This is a genomic window from Daejeonella sp., assembly GCF_017495225.1.
Classification (GTDB): domain Bacteria; phylum Bacteroidota; class Bacteroidia; order Sphingobacteriales; family Sphingobacteriaceae; genus Daejeonella.
The window spans coordinates 1-22,124 of sequence record NZ_JAFEIG010000017.1 but is presented as its reverse complement, the minus strand read 5'-3'; the positions used below and the strand labels follow the sequence as shown (position 1 = coordinate 22,124).

The following is a 22,124-nucleotide window of genomic DNA, read 5'->3' as shown; positions in this document are numbered from 1 at the left end:
TAATTTTTTCTATATGTGTGGGATATACGGTTCTACGATTAATTTTAGCGATGATGTAATTAGCCAAAAACTGGCTGTTATTAATTTCCGTGGACCGGATTATTCGCAGTTTATTCATACTCCAGATGTTGTTTTGGGGCATAATCGCTTGGCTATCATTGATTTGGATCATCGCTCAAATCAGCCATTCTCTTATTTGCACCTACGTATTGTTTTTAATGGTGAAATATATAATTATCGCCCATTAAAAGCACGCTTAGAAAAGGAAGGTTATAAATTCAGCACAAGTTCAGATACCGAAGTTATTTGTGCCGCCTACTTAGCCTTTGGCGAAGATTGTGTGCTCCAATTTAATGGGATGTTTGCCTTTGTTATTTATGATGAAAAAAAGAAAATACTTTTCGGAGCAAGAGATCGTCTAGGTAAAAAACCTTTTTATTATTGCCATAATGGGCAATCATTTGAGTTTGCTAGTCAGCCTTCCCAATTAAAAATCGCAAGAAAGTTCACTCTCGATCAACAGGCTGTAAATGAGTATTTTATCTGGGGTTATATTCCTGATCCGAGTTCCATTTGGCAAGAAGTAAAAAAGCTTCCTGCTGGGCATAGCTTTATTTATAACTTGAGCTCTGGTGTATTGAACATTAAAAAATATTGGGACTTGGACTATGATAGGCAGAATAAATTTAATGGCTCTTATCAGGATGCTAAATTTATTTTAAATGAACTAATTCATGATTCTGTTGGCATTAGGATGAATGCTGATGTTCCTTTAGGAGTATTCTTGTCGGGCGGAATTGATTCTTCATTAATTGCAGCCATCGCCTCCCAAAAAGTTAGTCATCTAAAAACCTTTTCAATTCAATTTAATGAAAAGGGTTTTGATGAGAGTAAATATGCCAAAATGGTGGCGGAGCATTTAGGAACAGAGCATCATACTATTGAATGTAATTATCACGAAGGCCTTGATTTAATTTCTAATTTCTCTAATTATTACGATGAGCCTTTTGCCGATCCAAGTGCAATTCCTACCATGCTTTTAAGTAAATACACTAGAAAACTTGTTACAGTAGCTCTCAGTGGTGATGGTGGGGATGAAGCCTTTATTGGATACACCCGTTATAAGCGAATAAAAACAATGGAAACTCTGTTTTCTATGCCTTTGATAGTCAGGAATTTAATGGCAAAGTTAATCGGTTTTTCGCCAAATTATATTTTGAAACTAATCGCTATTGGGATATCAATTCCAGATATCGAAAGCCTATATATTAAAATGTTTGGCGGATTGGAAAACTCCTGGATTCTTGATTCTGACAAAGGAATGAATTACAAATATACGGATATTTTTAAAAATCCTCATAAATCGATCCTAGAGAAGGTTTCTGACTATGATATTAAAACCTATTTAAATGGGGATATCAATACTAAAGTGGATAGAGCCTCCATGGCATTCTCACTTGAAGCAAGAGCCCCACTAATGGATTATAGAATTATTGAATTCTCTCGTAGCCTGAACACCAATTTTAAGTTCTCAATGGGTAATCAAAAAAGAATATTGAAGGATGTTTTATATCAATACCTGCCTCCAGCAATGTTTAATAGGCCCAAATCTGGCTTTACAATGCCATTTAGAGATTGGTTTAAATCCGAACTCAAGGAATATGTTTTAGATAATCTTTCTTATTCTGAACTTCAAAAAATTCCAGGTATTAATGTTCCCAGAACTCAAGAAATTATTCAAGAACACATGAGTGGAAAGTGGAACCGTTATCCCCAAATATGGAAGCTATTGGTGCTTTCACAGTGGTTGAAAAAGCAAAATGAGGGGATTCCAATGCCTAAATCCCCTTTAATTCCATCAATCTAATTTTTTAAAGCCATATTTTAAAATATCAATGAATAGGAAGGTATTATTTATGACTTCGTCTATGTCAAAAGGTGGAGCAGAAACTCAACTGATTAAGTTAGCTCTTTTCTTGAAATCCCTCAACTTCGAAATTTGTATTATTTCTTTAAAACCAATCAATGAATTTGAGATTGATTATGAAAAGGAGGGTATTCCCGTACTTTTCATTCAAGATTGGAGTAAAAATCCAATTAAAAATCTCCAATTAATTTATGCTAAAATCAAGGCTTTTAAACCAGATGTGCTTATTGCATTCATGTTTATTGCCATCATTTTTGCTCGCATATATAAATTGATATTTAAGTATAAATTGATATCCTCTGTTCGAATTGGAGTACTTCCTCAAAAATGGTTTTTACCCTATTTATTGTCGAATGGCTTAGATGATGTGCTTGTTTATAATTCAAAGGCATCTAAATTAAATTTTGAAAAAAAACTGTTTGCAGATAAAAATGGACTCGTGATTAACAATGGTATTAGTATTCCTGAAATACAAGATTACCAAGTTAAAAAGACTGAAAATGAGCCGTTTATCTGGGTTTGTCTTGCTCATTTTAGATGGAATAAGGATTATAATACCTTGTTCAAAGCTATTCACTTGATTAAAGATTTAAATTTTAGAGTGGATATCATCGGCGAATACACCGAAAAAAATAGTCCCTTAGAATATATAAAAAGCCTAAATATCGAGTCGCACGTGAATGTTTTAGGCTTTAAACAAAATGTTTCCCAATATCTTCAATCTGCCGACGCCTTTGTTCTTTCTTCATTTTCGGAAGGTATGCCTAATGCACTTCTAGAAGCAATGGCTTATGCCAAACCAGTGGTGGTGAGCGATATTGATTGTAATGTTGAAATAGTAAATGAGTCGAAATGTGGCTTCTTATTTAAATGTTCGGATGAGCATGAATTAGCTAAGAGAATGCTTGAAATGATGAATCTATCGGCTACTCAAAGACTTAATTTAGGAATTCTTGGAAGATCCTACATCGAAAATAACTTCGCAGAAAAAAATGTTTTGAACGACTGGCTGAACCTTATTGATCAGTATTCAAACGATAGAGCGCTTATTCTCAGTAAGTAAACTCTTGAGCTACAAGCTCAAATTAATGCTAATCATTTTTTAAAATAAAAATCAATGTGTGGAATTTTTGGCACTTTAAATATTGCGGTTTCTGATCGCGCCTCCGAAATATTTGGGGGTTTATATCATCGCGGACCAAATGCTAAGGGTTTGTCAATTGATGATAATGTGGAATTATATCATACCCGCTTGTCTATTCAAGATTTAAATATTACCGGAAGGCAACCCATGCATCACCATGGACTAAGCATTGCTTTTAACGGTGAAATTTATAATCACATGGAGCTTAGAAAGCAATATGGTTTGTATGCAGAATCAAATTCTGATACCAAAACCTTATTAATGCTTTTTGAGTTAATGGGAATTAAAATGCTCGATAAATTGGATGGAATGTTTGCTTTTGCACTCTATGATCAATTTAGAAACGAACTTTATTTAGCTCGCGATAGGGCTGGTAAAAAGCCTCTTTATTTGTATAATAATGGCAATGGGACTGCTTTTTCATCTGAATTAAATATACTTTATCAGATTTTTAAACCGGAAGTTGACTATTCCTCCTTATCATCTTACTTGTATTTGGGATATCACTACCGAAAAGATACACCTTACAAACAAGTTATGGAGCTCGAAAATGCCCATTACTTGAAAATTAATACCAAAACTGCTGAGGAAGAATATGTTAAATGGTTTGATATCAATTCATATTATCAGAATAAAAGCAAACTATCTTATAATGAGGCTATTAATGAGTTAGATAAACGACTTAAAATTGCTGTTACTCGTCGAATCGATAGCTCCGATCTTGAAATAGGCTCATTCTTAAGTGGTGGGATTGATAGTGGAATCATTACCGCAATGGCGGCACTCCATAAACCCAATCTGAAAACCTTTACCGTTAAAATGGAATGGTCATACGATGAGTCGCCACTAGCACTCCAAGTAGCACAGAAATATAAAACCCAGCACCAGGTAGTAGATATTTCATTTTCTGACCTTCAAAATGATATTGAAAATATTCTGATTAATTATGGTGAACCGTATTGCGATAATTCGGCAATACCTAGTTATTATGTGGCTAAAGAAGCAAAAAAACATGTTAATGTAGTTTTAAATGGCGATGGTGCAGACGAATTATTTGCGGGTTATAGAAGATATGTTCCTTTTAAACACTTTGATTTTTTTAATTCAGGGATTTTAACACAAGCTTCAGCTAAATTTTTGTCAAATATTTTACCCACAGCACATGAAAAGCAAAGCAACTATAATTATGCATACAGACTATTGAAGTTTACAGCTCATGATAGTATTCTAAAGACCTATAGTTCAGCTACTTCGGATATTATGGTAGGTTTTGAAGATCAATTTTTAATTCAACCTAATTTGGATGAAATCGATTATGATTTAAGAAAAATCAACCAAATGGATATTTCTCCACTCAGAAAAATGCTTTTAATGGATTCTCAAACCATTTTGTTCAGTGGCTTATTGCCAAAAATGGATATTGCCACAATGTCGCATTCTCTTGAAGGTAGAAGTCCTTTTTTATCGAAAGAATTGTTAGAATTTGCTCCAAGTCTGAGTGATTCGTATAAAATTAATGGATTAAAGACTAAATCAATACTGAGAGATTTATCAAAAAAATATTTGCCACAAACTTTAGTTAAGCAGCCTAAACGGGGATTTGAAATACCTCTAAAAAATTGGATTAACAATCAACTTTATGAGATAGTAAATGATTATCTATTATCATCAAATGCACTTTATCCAAGTATAATTAAGAAAAAATTCGTTTTAGATTTATTGGAGCGAAGAATTCAAATATCTGAAGAGAAAAGAGCAAAAATCCTATTTGATGTGTTTGCCATGGAAGTATGGCATAAAAATATTATTAAATCTACCATCCCTAAAAAAGAATTAGTGCCATCCTTTGTTGAGGTTTAATTAATTCAATAGCTCTTTTTAGAGCATGTAATAAATAGTCACATTTCTAAAAAATATATTATGAAAGTATTAGTTACTGGCAGTGCTGGTTTTATTGGTTTCCATTTAGTGAAACAATTGTTGAAGCAAGGAGATGAAATTATAGGTATTGATAACCTGAATGATTATTATGATAAGAAGTTAAAATATGATCGACTTGCTATTTTGGGAATTAATAAATCAAATTTTAATTATGGTGTTGAGCTGCTAAGTGAAAAGTTTGTCAATTTTAAATTTCTCAAGTTAGACTTAACCGATAAAGAGAATCTCAAAAAACTATTCAAAAAGTATAAATTCGATGCCGTGTGTAATCTGGCTGCTCAAGCAGGAGTAAGGTATAGTTTAATTAATCCTGATGCCTATCTCGACTCAAATATTACGGGTTTCTTGAATGTATTAGAATGTTGCCGACATGAGAAAGTTGGGCATTTGGTTTATGCTAGCTCTTCAAGTGTTTATGGACTTAATAAAAAGATGCCATTTTCTGTTAAGGATAATGTTGATCATCCCATTTCTTTATATGCAGCTTCTAAAAAAAGTAATGAATTGATGGCACATACCTATAGTCATTTATTTAATCTTCCAACATCAGGGTTAAGGTTTTTTACAGTTTATGGTCCCTGGGGCCGACCAGACATGGCTCTTTTTTTATTCACTAAAGCCATTTTGGATGGAAAAGAAATCAATATTTTCAATAATGGGGAAATGAAACGCGATTTTACTTATATAGATGATATTGTTGGTGGTATTGTGAGAGTTTTAGCTAAACCTCCAAAAGGAAATCAAAACTGGGATGAGTTGGTGCCTGACCCTTCAACTTCAAAAGCACCATACAAAATTTTTAATATCGGTAGAGGTAGTTCAGTTAATTTGCTCAATTTTATTGATGAAATTGAGAAAAATTTAGGATTAAAAGCAAAAAAAATATTCCTACCTATGCAAGATGGGGATGTATCTGAAACTTGGGCCGATATTTCTGAACTCAAAACAGAATTCAATTATGAACCCAAAATTACTTACAAAGAAGGGATCAAAAAATTTGTCAATTGGTACAAAATATACTACTCCTTAAACCGTGAATCAATTAGGCAAATTGAGCCTTCTGAGGCAGTATTAAATCAATAGTTTTATTGATGAAAATCATAGTTTTTCAATTCTTAGATTTTTCTATGCATTAAATTACTATTTTATGACACTATTATTGCTTTAAAATGACATTTATAGCAAGTAATCATAGGTTTTGATATAAAATATATTACGATTTGTATTTTTTTTAATAAAAAACAAAAAAAAATGAAGGTTTTTTGAGAATAATTCATTTTCTGATTAATTATTCTTTTTTCATTAATTCTGGATTTTATAACCACTAATTATTTTTATAATTATTTATTAAATTATTATTTCACTGTACTAAAAATCAATTGTTTAAAAAAAAGTAGAATTTTAAAAATAAACTGTTCGACTTAATAAAATAGCTCATAATTCCAATTTTTTTGGCTGTATTGAATGCTTTTTCGCTTGCGTTTAAGCTGGTAATATTCAAAAAAATAAATAATTATGAAAGAGAACAGATTTAAAACAACAGGCTTTGTGACAGCTCTATTATTAACCATTATTTTTTTCGCTCAATGCAAAAAGGATAATCAATTACTCCCTAGTAATTCCATTGATACATTTGCCTCTACCACAGCTCCAACTAGTTCAACCTTTGAGCAGGGTACATTAGACAAAAGAACGATTGTAAAAGATTCTGGTTTTGCCTACTATCTTGAACGTAAGTTTATTATTCCGGGAGATTCAGAAAGTTCACCTACAAGTTCAACCCTCAAATTATATGAGAATGGTAAAGAGCTTGGTCCAGCACATACTTCTCATAAAGATATTAGACTGTATGGTAAAGGTCGATTTAGTCATTGGGGTAATAGCCTATATTTTTCTTCCTCAGATAATACTGACCCTCGTAAAAATGGACGTAGATATACCTTCACAATTGGTAATGTAAGTGGCGTAATAAGTCCCATAACAGATCCAATTACAACAGTTCCTATTACAACAACTCCAATTTCTAGTGATAAACCAATTGGTTATGCTATGGTGGATGGATCTACTACTGGTGGACAAGGGGGGCAAACCGTAACTGTTACAAATCTGGCAGATTTTAAAGCCGCAGCAAAATCTACATCGCCCCTAATTATTATGGTTTCAGGTAATTTTACTAGTACTGGTATGATTGATGTGCTGTCTAATAAAACCATAATTGGTGTAAATGGAGCTACTTTAAATGGAGTGGGACTTGCACTTTATCGCGTAAATAACATCATCATTAAAAATTTGAAGATTAATAAAGTTGTTGGTGGCGATGGTATCACAATTAAAGAAACTAGTCATCATATCTGGGTAGATCATTGTGAAATTTGGCAAGACAGAAATAATGGATGGGATTATTACGATGAACTATTGGAAGTTACTGATCGTTCTAGTTATGTAACAATCTCAAATAATAAATTCCATGATTCTAATATCGCATTGTTAATTGGAAGTGGCGATTTACAAACTACTGATATTGGCTTTCTAAAAGTAACCTTATACGGTAATTATTTCTATAATATCTCTGAAAGACAGCCTAGTACAAGATTTGGTTTTATGCACGTATTTAACAATTATTTTTATAATGGAAGTGGATATACTGTTGGTGTAACCATGGGTGCCACTGTTCGTACTGATAATAATTATTTTGAAAATCAGGCCAATCCAATTTATACTGAATACAATGCTAAGCCAGGATATGTGAGTGGGGCATCAACTAATTTTTATAAAAATTCAGGCACAAATAAAATATCAACTGCCGCTTCTAATTGGATACCTCCTTACGAATATCAATCAGTGCTTATTCCTGCTGCAGATGTTGCCGCAAAAGTATTGGCTGAAGCTGGTCCTAAATATTAATAATTTTCACTTTTAACCTGTTAAATCAGGATTCTTTGAACCAAGCCTTGCATTCTACTAAATGCAAGGCTTGGTTTTTATGCTATTTCAAGCATTAATTGCATTCGTTTTCAATTCTCATTCTGCACTAAAGCAGAAGACACCTTCAATTCTTCGAATTCTTAGACCTATTTCCAGGTCATTATTCATATCACAGTTGCTAAAAGCAAATTCTTTATTTTATGATTAAGCTAAAAAGAAAAAAAATTCTGATTGCCTGCGATTCTTATCGTACACTTCTTGGTTTTAGAGGTAAACTCATGGAAGCATTATTGCAAAATAATGAAGTGGCTGTTTTTACTCCGAAAATTTATCTTGATGAGGTAAAAAATAAATTACTAAATATGGGTATCGAAGTTTATGAAAACGAACTTGATGGAAGTAATGTGTCTATTTTCTCGGATATCAAATACATGTTGAGATTGTTTCAAGTCATTAGACAATCTAAACCAGATACCTTTTTCCCATATACGCTCAAACCCGTTATTTATGGATCATTAATAGCAAAAATTTGTCGGGTGAAACATATTGTTCCAATGTTAACGGGACTAGGTTATAACTTCATGAGTGGAAATGATAAAACACCGTTAATCAAACAAATGGTAAGGGGCATGTTGAAATTTAGTCTTAAACTAAATGGAAATGTTGAGCTTATTCTTCAAAATAAGGATGATTTTCAGACCTTAATTAACCAAGGTATTATTGATCAAAGTGTTAAGGCTCATGTTGTTAATGGCTCAGGTGTGGATCTTTCACATTATGTGTTTTCAAAACCTAATCCTAAAAATATTGTTTTCTTAATGATTTCTAGATTAATTAATGCTAAAGGGATTCGTGAATATTTTGAGGCCGCAGAACGAGTTAAATCATGTTTTCCTCATGTTAAATTTAAATTAATTGGTCCATATGACCCAAATATTGATTCTATCGATCCAGATTTATATAAAAACATTATTTCTGGTGAAATTATCGACTATTTAGGTGAAGTTAGTGATGTTAGACCGCATATTAAAGAATCATCCGTTCTTGTTCTTCCTTCTTATTATGGTGAAGGTATCCCCAGATGTTTGCTTGAAGGAATGGCTATGGGCAGAGCAATAATTACTTGTGATTCAGTTGGTTGTAAGGAAACAGTGGATCTTTCTGAAAATTCTCAAACCGGATTTCTTGTGCCAATTAAAAATGTAAAGGCATTGACAGATAAAATTCATCACTTTATACAAAACCCCTCTGATACCTTACTTTTTGGTAAAAATGGTAGAGAATATGCTAGGAAAAAGTTCGATGTAAATAAGGTAAATAAACAGATGCTTGAAATTCTTGAGGCGTAAATCAAGTTGGTAATTTATTGTAAGATTCTCTTAAGGTAGAATTAGTATCGAGGATTTCCCTTAACATCTTTATTTAAAAGATCTTTTTTATATATAATTCGAAACAATATTTATTTAAAATTAATTATGCGATATGGAAAATAAATTTAACTATTCTGAAATTTCTGCAGAAAATGCAATAGACCTACTCGATCAATTTGGGTGGCTTACCTATGAAAATGCATTAGAACCTGAATTCGTAAATCAAATTAATGATTCGCTTGATGATGCCTACGAAAAAAGACGATTAATTCAAAAAAAGAATGGCATTAGTCAGAATATGGAAGGTACTTTACATCATTTGATTGAGCCAGATAATTTCGCATTAAAATTTCTTGAGCGTATGTATTGTGACCAAGAAATGAAGGCTTTTTTTGGTGGTAATTATATTGTCAATGCATTTGGAGGAGTAATGAACTCTAAGAATAATCGGCCATATGTTCAAAATATTCATCGCGATGTTCGCTCATTTATGGGGGATGAAAAATTCATGGTGCAAATGATGGTACTTCTAGACGATTTTACTTTAGAAAATGGAGCAACATTTATGCTTTCTGGTTCTCACCTGATTGCCGCAAAACCTAACGAGAAATATTTTTATGAAAAAGCTGATCGTGCAATTGCTAAAAAGGGCAGTATTGTTCTGTTTGATTCTAATTTGTGGCATGCAGCGGGAAAAAATAATACAGATGGAAATAGGAGAGTGCTAACTATTAGCTTTACTAAACCACAGTTTAAGCAGCAATTTGATTATCCTAGGTCTTTGGGCTATGAGTTTGGTGAATCACTAAATGATGATTTAAGACAAATATTAGGTTATAAATCTAGGATACCGGCTACGCTTGATGAATATTATCAACCACTAAATAAGCGTATGTATCAGCCTGATCAAGGTTAATTGACCCTAAATATAATTCTAACAAACATCCTTGTTTGGTTTTAATCATTTTATTCCAAAATCTTAATGAGAATCTACTCCAGAAGAGTAAAGGCTATTGGTGGTTATCTAAATCTTCAATTACCCGCTTTAGAAGAATATTATCCTTCCCTTGTCAAATTAAATACAGGTAGAAATGCATTGGAATATCTCCTAATTGTAAACGCTTATTCCTGTATTTATATCCCATATTTTACATGTGAAGTGATAATGGAGCCAATCAGAAAACTTGGCATACAATATCATTTCTATACGTTAGATAGAAATTTAGATCCAATAGTTGATTTTGAAATCGAAGCTACCGACTGTTTTTTATACACCAATTACTTTGGAGTTAAACAATTAACAGTTAATACTTTAGCTAAGATGGGCATGGATTTGATTGTAGATAATTCTCAAGCTTTTTTTTCTAAACCCTTGCATGGAATCAATACATTTTATTCCTGCCGTAAATTTTTTGGTGTGCCTGATGGGGCCTATCTTCAAACTAATGAACTTATAGCTACTAAACTTGAAAGAGATATTTCATATGAAAGAATGTCTCATCTGCTTATTAGTATAGATCAATCAATAGAAAAAGGTTATGACAGTTTCAAAGCAAATAATGATATTCTTTCGAATAAGCCTATTCGAAGAATGTCGTTTTTAACAGAATACCTATTGAAAAGTATTGATTACGAGTCTTGTAGAGAAGCAAGAAATAGAAATTTTAAAATTCTTCATGATGCACTTTCAGACAAGAATCAATTGGCTATTGATAATTCATCAATCAATGGTCCATTATGTTATCCTTTATTAACAAATAAGGAAAATATCAAGAAAAAATTGATCAGCAGAAGGGTATTTGTACCAATATATTGGCCAAATGTGTTTAAATGGACTACTGATAAGATGTTTGAAAATTATCTAGCTCAAAATCTTGTGCCATTGCCTATTGATCATCGACATAATGAGGAAGATATGGAACGAATAATTAACTATTTAAAACAAATGCTATGAATTATTCTATTTACTTAAGAGAACTTTATCTATCGGATGCTAAAATCTCATTTAATTGGAGAAACAACCCGATAATTTGGAAGTATACCGGTTTTAAACCCGATAAAATAATAACCGAAAAAATAGAACTTGAATGGCTTAGAAATGCTTTAAAAAAGCCCAATGATCATCGATTTGCCATATGTTTGAAAAAAAACAGCCAATATATTGGAAATGTTCAACTTACCAATGTACAGTCAAATACAGCTGAATTCCATTTGTTTATTGGTGATCCTTCATTTTGGGGTATGGGTATCGGTAAGCAGGCAACAAGTCTAATGTTGAATTTTGGATTCACTTATCTCGAATTACATTCAATTAATCTTGAAGTTCATAAAGAAAATTACGCTGCAAAGGCTTTATATAAAAAGATTGGTTTTTCTGAAAATGGTATGAATAATGATTTTTTAAAAATGATTCTTCATAAAGACCAAGTATCAGCTTTTCAAGATAAAACGATTCCTACGCAATTTCCAAGCGTTCCTCAATAGCTCTTTTTCAGAAAAAAAAATAGTCAATCTAGAATTTTAAAATATATTTTTATTATGATTAAAGAAATTAATATCCACCAAGAAAGGGAATGGAAAAAAATTGTACAACAATCTTTACAATTTGATTCTTATCATACTTGGGAATATCATAATTTAACTAAAGACGGAATTCCTGTTTTACTGGTTTATTATGAAAAAAACGATTTTATTGCCTTCCCATTGCTTAAAAGAAGTATTCCCAATACTAATTTTTATGACATGACTTCAGTTTATGGCTATACCGGACCCATCTCAAATAAATTATTTGTTGAGATACCGGCAAGCATGAAGGAGAATTTTAAAAAAGCACTCTTGAAGTATTTCAAAGACAATCAAATTATCTCTATTTTTTCACGTTTAAATCCATTTTTGGAACAGATGCCTTTGATGGATTCTTTACAAGGCATTCATAATAATGGTAATGGCGTAGTAATCAATCTTGAACAATCCATTGAAGAACAGAGATTAAGATATGAAAGCTCTCTATTAAAACATATTAGAAAATTGAAATCTATGGGTTTTTATATTCAAGAGTCTAAAAGCCCTAAGGCTATTAATGAGTTCTCCGAAATTTATACTGAAAATATGATACGGGTAGGGGCTAGTAAATATTATATGTTCAATGAGGAGTATTTTAAAAACTTCCTTAATTCAATGGACTTTCACAGTAAATTAATAATGGTATATTATGAAGGGGAGGCTGTTTGTGGTGGAATTATACTTTTAACAAAAACTATTATTCAATCGCATTTAGCGGCAACAAAAACAGCTTATTTAAAGTATTCGCCCTCTAAATTTCTAACAGATGAAATCAGTCAGATTGGTCGCCAATTAGGAACTAAGTATTTTAATTTGGGAGGTGGTTTAGGTTTTAAAAAGGATTCTCTTTTTGATTTTAAATCTTCATTTTCAGATATATATTATGATTATAAAACTTGGCGATATATTTCAGATCCTGAAAATTATCTCAAATTGATTTTGGATGCAAACATTGACCCTGACAACTCAGTTGATTTCTTTCCTCTCTACAGATGCCCTATAAACATGTTGCATGAAATGGATTTAGTTTTTAAAAAATCATAATTAAAATGCTTTTCCCTTTTTTCTTAGAATTTAGCTTTTTTCAGGTTATTAATTTGATCAGATAGTCTTCCCTTGTATTTCTTCATTCAAAACTCAGGCATTTCTTAGCCCTCTTAATACCGAATTTATAAACCTCATTTTATCAAAATGATACACTCCATTTTTAAAGAAAAAACATCCTCGCGTTGGCTGATTTTTTCAATAGATTTTATTATTCTAAGTATTGCTTTTGTATTATCATATCTTATTATACAAAAGTTCAATATTCAGCAATTATTTACAGGTAGTTTTCTTTTCTACTTTCTTTCATTTATTGTTTTACGGACTCTAGTATTTCTTTTTATTAAAATTCATACAGGCATAATTCGATATTCAAATACCGAAGATATTATTCGAATTTTTAAAGCGGTTTCTATCAGTAGTTTGATTTTCTGGTTAGTAAGTAGTGCGCTGTTCATACCCGTTTTTAACGTTAATCTCGAGTCGCTCGAAGCTATCATTATTGTTGATTTTTTTATTTCTGCTTCGCTACTCATTTTTTTAAGAATTACTGTAAAAAGTCTATTTTCCTATATTAAAAGCCTAGATTCTACAAATTACAAGGCTGAAAATGAAAATATTTTGATTTATGGTTCGGATAAAAATGCTTTATTGATTAAAAAGGCATTTGAACTTTCTCAAGAAAAGAATTATAAAGTTATAGGTTTTGTTGATGATGACCCCGACAGAATTAATAAAAGCTTGGAGCAAATACAGGTTTATTCCTCCGAAACAATAGCATTTCTTAAACAGAAGCATGTGATCGATAAAGTTGTTATTATGTCTAATGAACTTAATAATACAAGTAAAAATTCGGTAATAAAGGAGTGTATAGCTCTGGGAATTAGTGTTTTATCTGTTCCTCATTCCACTCAATGGATCAATGGAACCTTGAGTTTAAATCAAATAAAAAATCTAAATATTGAAGATTTATTGCAAAGAGCTCCAATTATTCTAAAAAGCGATAATATATTCAGAGAGCTATCCGGGAAACGAATATTAGTTACTGGTGCTGCAGGCTCTATCGGTTCGGAACTGGTTCGTCAATTAATAAACTATAATCCCGGATTATTAATCCTATGTGATCAAGCTGAAACTCCTCTTCATGAATTGCAATTAGAGCTAGAGGAAAATTATCCCAATGCCCCAACGAAGGTTTTTATGGCCAATATTCAAAATTCTAAACGAATTAAGACCTTGTTTTCAGTATATCAGCCTGAGGTTGTTTTTCATGCTGCTGCATATAAACATGTTTCAATGATGGAAGATCATCCATGCGAGGCTATTTTAACAAATGTACTCGGGACAAAAAACTTGGCTGACATGTCTTTAGAGTTTAAGGTAGAGAAATTTATCATGATTTCTACTGATAAAGCGGTCAATCCAACTAATATAATGGGTGCATCTAAGCGCTTAGCAGAAATGTATATACAATCACTAAATTTCCATCAAGCTAGAGAAATGTCAATCCAAGAAGTTTCTAATAATAAAGAAGTACCAACTCGTTTTATTACAACCCGATTTGGAAATGTGCTTGGGTCAAACGGTTCTGTTGTACCTCGTTTTAAAGAACAAATTGCAAATGGAGGACCTGTAACTATTACACATCCTAAAATTACTCGCTATTTCATGACTATTCCCGAGGCAGTTCAGCTGGTATTGGAGGCATGTGCCATGGGCAAAGGGGGAGAAATCTTCATTTTCGATATGGGTGAACCTGTAAAAATAGTTGATATGGCAATAAATATGATCCGTTTAGCGGGATTAATACCCGAAAAAGACATTAATATTGTTTTTACTGGTTTACGTCCAGGAGAGAAATTATATGAAGAACTCCTAAACAAAGGCGAAAATATTATTCCAACACATCATTCCAAAATTAAAATCTCAAAAGTTATCAATTTCCATTTTTTCTATGTTGAAAGAATGATAAGTGAATTGATAGAATTGATGGACTTTGATGATCATATCGGTCTTGCCAAGAAGTTAAACGAGATTATTCCTGAATTTAAGAGTAATAACGCTGTTTATTGTAAGCCGGATGAAGTTGTGGTTAACTAATAGTTTATTATGTTTTTGGTCATTGTGTACTTTATTCATAATCAATATTTTACTTGATTAAAATCAGGTAAAAAGTATGCTGTAAGTTCTAATTTCATCCATTGTTAAGGACGGGAAATTGAAATCAATTTTTAGGTCATATAGAATTTATTAGGGTTATTAATTAAAATTTTCTTGATTATGAATAACGGTGAAATTGTTGAACATGTAATTCGCAGAAATAATATTAGCATTAGCGAATTATCTAGGAGATTGCGCGTAAGCAGAAGGTCGATTTATAATTGGTTTACTCAGAAAAATTTGAGCTTTGATATAATTCTTCAAATAGGAGAGGTTTTAGATTATGACTTCTCATCAGATTTTCCGGATAAACTCAACGGTAGAAAATCCAATCATACTCAAGCTTATCAAGGTGATATGCACATGAATGATTTTCAAAATTCAGCTAATTATTGGAGAAATAAGTATATCAATCTCCTTGAAAAATATAATGAGGTATAAAATGGCATTTAACTAATTAATTTGATCAATTAACTGATTTTAAATGTAAATCATGAAAATATTCCACAAAAGTACTGCCTGTTTTCTAGCAAAAAGTCCCAATTTATTCTAGTGCATTAGTCGCCAGCTAGGCCAGCTGTATCCACACTGAGCATAATTATTAATAAATAATTATTCCTTTCCTTTCCAAAAAGAATTGCTTGTAAGTGAGATCGAACGAATATTTAAACCTTCACAGAAATACTGGCGTACTTTTCAGTGGAAATTGAAAAACAATTCTTTCCATGTAATTTTAAAAGATTACAAAATAAACAAGAAGCCCCCTGTTTATAAAACAGGGGGCTTCTTGTGTTAAAAATAAAATTAGAGTAAACACAAAAATATTAGTGCCTTAAATTCCTTATTTTCTGTTCATCAAGAACAATAATAGTTCCATTATCCTCTACTTCAATGAGTTTTTCAGTTTTAAACTCTTTTAAAGTTCTAATTGTGGATTCTAATGATGAACCAACTACATGCGCTAAATCTTCTCGGGATACACTTATAATACTTTTCCCATCTTTGCTTTCCTTTAGTTTGTCAATTAATCGAACTATCCCTATGGCTACTTTCTTTCTTAAGGAATTATAAGCCATATTGATGATTAATTTTTCATTCTCTGTAATATTATTTGAAAGCATACCTATAAATTCCTTCGCAATTATGGAGTTGGTATGTATTTTTTGCATGAAATCATCTTTGGGAATTAAAACAATAGATGAATCCTCCATCAATTTTGCATTTTTACTATAATTGCATTCTTTTAATATTTCGGTATAACCAAAAAAGTCGCCCTGAGAATAAATACCAGTAATTAATTCCTTCCCATCTTCATTCACTATAAATTCTTTTACTTTTCCAGATTTAATATAGTAAACACATGAAGGGCGCTGCCCTGGCATATATAATACATGCTTTTTTTTGAAATTTTGTACTTCGTATTTATCGGAAATTAGGCTACTTATCTTACCATTATTATTCTGACTAAAGTTTAAATCCTGATCGGTGTCATTTGTTAAATGGAATTTATTTTTTAAGCTTTCATTTTTTTCAATTCTTAACCTTATAGTATTTAATAAATCATTACTGTCGAAAGGTTTAACTAGGTAATCGTCGGCACCTAAACTCATTCCCTTACGCTGATTCACATAATCGGCATTGCCAGAAAGGAAAATAAATGGTGTACCAGAAGTCTTGGGGTGATTACTTAAAATGTGAATTACCCCATATCCATCTATGTCAGGCATTTTAACGTCGCAGATTATAAATTGTGGACTTTCCTTTAATGCGGTTTCAATTCCACTTTTACCATTATCACAGCTCAATACTTCATAGCCAGATAGGCTTAATAATTGATCCAATTTGTCTCTAAAGGATTTATCATCTTCAATCAATAAGATTTTTTTCATTTTAAATTCTTTAATAGGCTTTAATATTTTTTTTTATTAAATTGTAATAATTTTAAATTGATTATTTCAAGAACAGCATCAATCAAATTGAATTAAATAATAATTAATAGGTCTTAGCCATTTATTTTATGTTTTCAATTTCCAATAGTTAAATGATTTTGGAGTCATTTATCTATTCCAATTATGAATGATTCTATTTCAATCTTTTCCTTTTAGAATGAAATAATAATTGTGAGTATTAATACTCAAATGTACCTTTTACTGATAGACTCTTTTAATGATTCTAATCAGTTTTTTCTATGATTTAAATCAATGTAATTTCGATATTAAATAGGTATGTTTTAATTGATAATTTGTTGTTTTTTGTAGGTATTTATTTTATTAATACAATTTACAAAGCTTTATCTCAATTAATAAATAATTTCGTGTGAATTGTGTTATGTCACACATAATTACATATTCCAGTCATTTATAGGTAGTAATAAACTATTTATAAATTTATTCTTTCTATTGCGTAAAAAAATACGGGAAACCGTAAAAACTGTTTAGTCCACAAATTTTGAATAGGAACCCTTTTTTGAGGAAATTTTTAATTTAAGGAGGTCGTTAAATGACAAAAGCTGATCGTTTGATCAGCTTTTGTACTCGGAGCGGGAATCGAACCCGCACGACCTTTAAGGGTCACAGGATTTTAAGTCCTGCGTGTCTACCAGTTCCACCATCCGAGCGTGGATTGTTCTATTTCAAACAAAAATTCCCTCTAAAAGAGGGATTTTTTATTGGAGCGAAAGACGAGATTCGAACTCGCGACCCCGACCTTGGCAAGGTCGTGCTCTACCAACTGAGCTACTTTCGCGTTTTGGTGAGTGCAAATATATGCAGAAAAGCTATTCTAACAAGTTTTTTTTATTTTTTTTATTAATTAATCTATAACTTATTGCTAATCAGTAAGTCAGAGATTAATTCGAGCTCAAATCCTTTGCCAGAACCATAGCGTGTTAATAGATATCGACGCTTAAATGGATCTGTTTCTGTGATGTTTTCTGCTTTTTTTTCTAAAATTCGTTTTAACATCGTTAAATAATCATCATCATCTATCGATTGAAGTGATTTCTTAATCAATTTATCAGGAACTCGCTTTAATTTTAATGCTTGCTTGATTTTTATTTTCCCCCAAGACTTAATTCTGAACTTTCCTAAAGTATAAGCTAGTGCAAAGCGTTCTTCATTTAAAAAATTTGATTCGATTAATTCGGATATAATCTCTTCAACATCATTTTGAAATAATCCCCATTCATACAGCTTATTACGTATTTCAAACTGCGATCTCTCCTGATAGGCACAATAACTTTCTGCCTTTATTTTAGCTTGTTGCCTGCTAAATATTTTCCGTTTTACTTGTTCATTTTCCAAAGCATTGAAATATCGTAAATATTTGATAGTATTCCTTAAAATTTATTGAAATTTACATCATGAATCATTTGCCTTATAAGCCAAAGGAAATAAGCTTGATTTTGAATGCCCAGGCCTTTATAAAGGATGAATATTCAACTATCAGAACACTGCTTACAGATAGTCGTAAATTGAACGACCCCTTAAATGCTTTGTTTTTCGCTCTCAAAGGCCGTCGTAATGGCCATGATTTTATTCCCGACGCTTATAAAAACGGTGTTCGAAATTTTGTTATTTCGAATTCTGATTTTCCTGCAAATAATTTTCCGGATGCCAATTTTTTCCTAGTTAAAGATACATTAAGCGCTCTTCAGGTTTTAGCTAAAGCACATCGATTTAAATTTGAATATCCCGTAATGGGAATTACCGGTAGTAATGGCAAAACAATTGTTAAAGAGTGGCTTTACCAAATATTAGCACCTGAAAAAAATATAGTTCGTAGTACTAAAAGCTTTAATTCTCAATTAGGCGTTCCAATTTCTGTTTGGGAAATGGGGAGTGAAAATGACCTTGCCATTTTTGAAGCCGGTATTTCTAAAGTGGGTGAAATGCAAAATCTTGCAGAAATTATTCATCCTACAATCGGAATATTGACCAATATGGGAGAAGCTCATTATTCCGGATTTGAATCAATTGACCAGAAAATCAATGAAAAATTAAAACTTTTTGATTCAGTAGATCTTTTTATTTACTCTCATAAATACCTTTCAACATTCAAAGGGATCTTGCCAGGGAAAAATAAATTTACATGGAGCTTTAGCGAAAGTGCTGATCTTCAGGTTTTTAAAATTGAATCAATTGAAAATAATTTTAGTCGTTTATATGCAAAATATCTAAATAAGATTTTAGAAATTCTTATTCCTTTTAACGACCAAGCTTCCATAGAAAATGCCGTGATTTGTTGGGCTACCATGTTAGCTCTTAATTATGATCCTGAAATAATAAGCCAAAGACTTGAAAAATTAAGTCCTGTAGGAATGCGACTTGAGTTAAAAAATGGGATTAATAATTGTTCCATAATTGATGATTCATATAGCCTTGACATATCCTCGCTTGCTATAGCCCTAGATTTTTTAAAGCAGCAAAATCAACATCCTCGTAGAACATTAATCCTTTCGGATATCCCTGGCGATGATTCTAAGTTAATGTACGATAAAATCAGTAATTTAATTACCGATAAATCTGTCGATAGGCTAATTACAGTAGGTGAAAAAATAGGAAAATATGCACTTCTCTTTCCTTGTGAGGTTCAATCCTTTAAAAATACAGCTGAATTGATTGAAAATCTACCTTTTATCAAATTTCAGAATGAAACCATTCTTTTAAAAGGAGCAAGAACATTTGGATTTGAAAATATTAGCCGATTACTAACACAAAAAGTCCATGAAACTGTTCTTGAAATTAATTTAAATGCTTTAGAGCATAATCTTAATTATTATAAGACTAAAATAGGCTCTGGGACTAAATTAATGGCCATAGTAAAGGCTTTTTCTTATGGTAGTGGAAGTTTCGAAATCGCCAATTTATTAGAATTTAATCAAGTTGATTATTTAGCAGTTGCCTATGCCGATGAAGGTGTGGCTCTAAGAAAGGCAGGAACAACTCTTCCAATCATGGTTATGAGTCCCGATTCTATGGCCTTTGATACCATAATTGAACATGAATTAGAGCCAGAAATCTATTCTATGCGTGTTTTGAATGATTTTATTGACGTTTTGAAAATTAAAGGTATATCTTCTTATCCCATTCATATAAAGCTTGATACAGGAATGCATCGTTTAGGCTTTATGGAAAATGAACTGGATGAATTGCTTTTGTTTTTAAATGATTCTAAGCTTATTCATGTAAAAAGTGTTTTTTCGCACCTAGTAGCTAGCGAAAATCCTGAACATGATCTCTTTACAAGAAGTCAAATTAGCTTATTCACTAATTTGTCAAATCAAATTAGTAAAGTGCTTAAATATCCATTTCTGCGCCACTTAGCCAATTCATCAGGTATTAGTCGCTGGCCAGATGCCCAATTTGAAATGGTGCGACTCGGAATAGGTCTGTATGGGATAGATTCAGCATTGACTAAGAATTCTCCACTACAAACCGTAACTTCGCTGAAAACTAGTATTTCTCAAATTAAACATATTCCGGCCGGAGATACAATTGGCTATTCAAGGGAAGGGAAAATGCCAAATGGTGGAACAATTGCTACTGTTAAAATTGGTTATGCTGATGGTTATAACCGTAAAATGGGTAATGGTAGGGGTAAAATGCTTGTTAGGGGACAAATAGTGCCAACAATTGGTAAAATTTGTATGGATATGTGCATGATTGATATCACTGGTATTGAAGCAGAAGAAGGGGATGATGTAATTGTATTTAATGATGTTATTCGTGTAGAAGATATTGCTAATCAACTAGATACGATTCCTTATGAAGTCCTTACAAGCATTTCTCAACGAGTAAAACGAATTTACTATTATGAATAAAATAATAAAATCATTATTTAATTATCTGGTGAGAGGTGCATTGGTTATTTTGCCAATTGCAGCGGCTTTGTTTTTTATTTATTGGGCAGTTTCAAAGGTCGATTCAGCACTTAATTTAAGTAATGTAATCTGGGTGGATCAAACAGGAAAGCCAGTTTATATTCCAGGCTTAGGAATTTTGACGGTAATCGTGATTTTAATTGTTGTAGGTATAATTGTTACCAATTTTGTCACAGATCCAATTAAAAAGTGGTTTGGCAGATGGTTCAAAAGATTACCTGTTTTTAATGTGATTTATACCTCATTTAAAGACTTAACAGAGGCTTTTGTTGGTGATGACAAGAAGTTTAGTGAGCCAGTTGTGGTTGAAGTTAATGAGACTGGTCTGAAAAAGATAGGTTTTCTTACTCAAAAAGATCTTTCTAAAATAGGCTACCCTGGTGATGTAGCAGTATATTTCCCTTTATCTTATTCGTTTGCAGGACAATTATGTCTTGTTGATTCGAAGAAAGTCAAGCCTTTGAACATGAGTGCAAGTGATGCCATGAAATTTATTATTTCTGGTGGTGTTAGTCACTTATAATCTCTTTTCTTTGCGCTTAGATTGGAATAATGGACATAATAACGCATTTAATTGAATAAATTATGAATAAAGCTGTTTTTCTTGATAGAGATGGTGTTTTAAATAAAGAGTTGGGTGATTATGTCTGCCATTTGGAAGATTTTAAAGTTCTCGAACATAATTTCAATGTATTAAAACAATTGCAAGATAGGGGATACCTCCTAATTGTGATTACTAATCAAGGTGGATTAGCAAAAGGTTGGTATTCTGTTGATGAACTCAATAAAATGCATGATCAATTAAAAAAGCAGTATGCGGCTCAGGGAGTATTAATTTCTGAAGTTTATTATTGTAACCATCATCCTGAATATAATGGAAAATGTTTATGCCGTAAACCAGGTTCATTAATGCTCGAAAAGGCTGTTGCGCGTTTCGAAATTGACGCTTCTAAATCTTATTTTATTGGCGATAGAGAAAGAGATGTTTTGGCTGGAGAAGCTGCAGGAGTTACAGGTATTTTGATCGATAGCGATCAGCCAATTGATGAAGTTTTACACTTAATCGATTAGTTTGATCATAATTTTGATTTTTCTAAATTATTCCTCAAATAAAAGAGGCTGTATCAAAATAAACCGATACAGCCTTTTTTTATTTTTCGAATTTTATAC

The 22,124-nt window shown here is 31.9% G+C and carries 17 protein-coding genes and 2 tRNA genes; 15 read left to right on the top strand and 4 right to left on the bottom strand.

Annotated elements, in window-relative coordinates; translation table 11 throughout:
• Positions 1–13 precede the first annotated feature (13 nt).
• The 12 genes from asnB (QZ136_RS06550) to QZ136_RS06495 all read left to right on the top strand — a co-directional run bounded on the left by asnB (QZ136_RS06550) (position 14) and on the right by QZ136_RS06495 (position 15,514).
• Positions 14–1,867 carry an asparagine synthase (glutamine-hydrolyzing) gene (gene asnB / locus QZ136_RS06550; RefSeq protein WP_291401656.1) on the top strand — a complete coding sequence of 618 codons (1,854 nt, stop codon included), beginning with the start codon at positions 14–16 and terminating at the stop codon, positions 1,865–1,867.
• Positions 1,868–1,895: 28 nt separating this feature from the next.
• Positions 1,896–2,990 (top strand): glycosyltransferase, encoded by a 1,095-nt coding sequence (locus QZ136_RS06545; RefSeq protein ID WP_291401654.1) that lies wholly within the window; start codon positions 1,896–1,898, stop codon positions 2,988–2,990.
• Positions 2,991–3,044: 54 nt separating this feature from the next.
• Entirely contained in the window at positions 3,045–4,931 is a 1,887-nt protein-coding gene (gene asnB / locus QZ136_RS06540) for an asparagine synthase (glutamine-hydrolyzing) (RefSeq protein ID WP_291401652.1), read from the top strand.
• Positions 4,932–4,991: 60 nt separating this feature from the next.
• Positions 4,992–6,095 carry an NAD-dependent epimerase gene (locus QZ136_RS06535; RefSeq protein ID WP_291401650.1) on the top strand — a complete coding sequence of 368 codons (1,104 nt, stop codon included), beginning with the start codon at positions 4,992–4,994 and terminating at the stop codon, positions 6,093–6,095.
• Positions 6,096–6,527: 432 nt separating this feature from the next.
• Positions 6,528–7,916, top strand: coding sequence for a pectate lyase (locus tag QZ136_RS06530; protein WP_291401648.1), 1,389 nt, complete (start codon positions 6,528–6,530; stop codon positions 7,914–7,916).
• 221 nt (positions 7,917–8,137) lie between these two features.
• Complete coding sequence (locus QZ136_RS06525; RefSeq protein ID WP_291401646.1) at positions 8,138–9,286, top strand: glycosyltransferase family 4 protein; 1,149 nt, start codon at positions 8,138–8,140, stop codon at positions 9,284–9,286.
• Positions 9,287–9,419: 133 nt separating this feature from the next.
• On the top strand, positions 9,420–10,223 hold the full coding sequence (locus QZ136_RS06520) for a phytanoyl-CoA dioxygenase family protein (protein WP_291401644.1): 804 nt from the start codon (positions 9,420–9,422) through the stop codon (positions 10,221–10,223).
• A 66-nt stretch (positions 10,224–10,289) separates the two neighbouring features.
• On the top strand, positions 10,290–11,261 hold the full coding sequence (locus tag QZ136_RS06515; protein ID WP_291401642.1) for a hypothetical protein: 972 nt from the start codon (positions 10,290–10,292) through the stop codon (positions 11,259–11,261).
• Positions 11,258–11,791: a GNAT family protein gene (locus QZ136_RS06510; RefSeq protein WP_291401640.1), complete on the top strand. Its 534-nt coding sequence runs from the start codon at positions 11,258–11,260 to the stop codon at positions 11,789–11,791. Before QZ136_RS06515 ends, QZ136_RS06510 begins: the two co-directional genes overlap by 4 nt.
• A 54-nt stretch (positions 11,792–11,845) precedes the next feature.
• On the top strand, positions 11,846–12,913 hold the full coding sequence (locus tag QZ136_RS06505; RefSeq protein ID WP_291401638.1) for a GNAT family N-acetyltransferase: 1,068 nt from the start codon (positions 11,846–11,848) through the stop codon (positions 12,911–12,913).
• Between the two features lie 147 nt (positions 12,914–13,060).
• Positions 13,061–15,013, top strand: a complete 1,953-nt coding sequence (locus QZ136_RS06500; RefSeq protein WP_291401636.1) for a nucleoside-diphosphate sugar epimerase/dehydratase — start codon at positions 13,061–13,063, stop codon at positions 15,011–15,013.
• Between the two features lie 180 nt (positions 15,014–15,193).
• Entirely contained in the window at positions 15,194–15,514 is a 321-nt protein-coding gene (locus tag QZ136_RS06495) for a helix-turn-helix domain-containing protein (RefSeq protein ID WP_291401634.1), read from the top strand.
• A gap of 383 nt (positions 15,515–15,897) precedes the next feature.
• On the opposite strand, the gene QZ136_RS06490 is transcribed toward QZ136_RS06495, so the two are convergent.
• From QZ136_RS06490 to QZ136_RS06475, 4 genes are all read right to left on the bottom strand, one after another.
• The gene (locus QZ136_RS06490) at positions 15,898–16,962 is read right to left on the bottom strand and encodes a response regulator (RefSeq protein ID WP_291401633.1); all 1,065 of its coding nucleotides are present in this window, start codon (positions 16,960–16,962) and stop codon (positions 15,898–15,900) included.
• 642 nt (positions 16,963–17,604) lie between these two features.
• Positions 17,605–17,690, bottom strand: a tRNA-Leu gene (locus QZ136_RS06485).
• Positions 17,691–17,742: 52 nt separating this feature from the next.
• Positions 17,743–17,818 (bottom strand) — tRNA-Gly (locus tag QZ136_RS06480).
• A 71-nt stretch (positions 17,819–17,889) separates the two neighbouring features.
• Positions 17,890–18,375, bottom strand: a complete 486-nt coding sequence (locus QZ136_RS06475; RefSeq protein WP_291401631.1) for a regulatory protein RecX — start codon at positions 18,373–18,375, stop codon at positions 17,890–17,892.
• Positions 18,376–18,434: 59 nt separating this feature from the next.
• On the opposite strand from QZ136_RS06475, the gene QZ136_RS06470 reads away from it, so the two are divergent.
• From QZ136_RS06470 to QZ136_RS06460, 3 genes are all read left to right on the top strand, one after another.
• Positions 18,435–20,894 (top strand): bifunctional UDP-N-acetylmuramoyl-tripeptide:D-alanyl-D-alanine ligase/alanine racemase, encoded by a 2,460-nt coding sequence (locus tag QZ136_RS06470; protein WP_291401629.1) that lies wholly within the window; start codon positions 18,435–18,437, stop codon positions 20,892–20,894.
• Positions 20,887–21,477 carry a DUF502 domain-containing protein gene (locus QZ136_RS06465; RefSeq protein WP_291401627.1) on the top strand — a complete coding sequence of 197 codons (591 nt, stop codon included), beginning with the start codon at positions 20,887–20,889 and terminating at the stop codon, positions 21,475–21,477. Before QZ136_RS06470 ends, QZ136_RS06465 begins: the two co-directional genes overlap by 8 nt.
• 62 nt (positions 21,478–21,539) lie before the next feature.
• Entirely contained in the window at positions 21,540–22,025 is a 486-nt protein-coding gene (locus QZ136_RS06460; protein WP_291401625.1) for an HAD family hydrolase, read from the top strand.
• Positions 22,026–22,124: the final 99 nt, after the last annotated feature.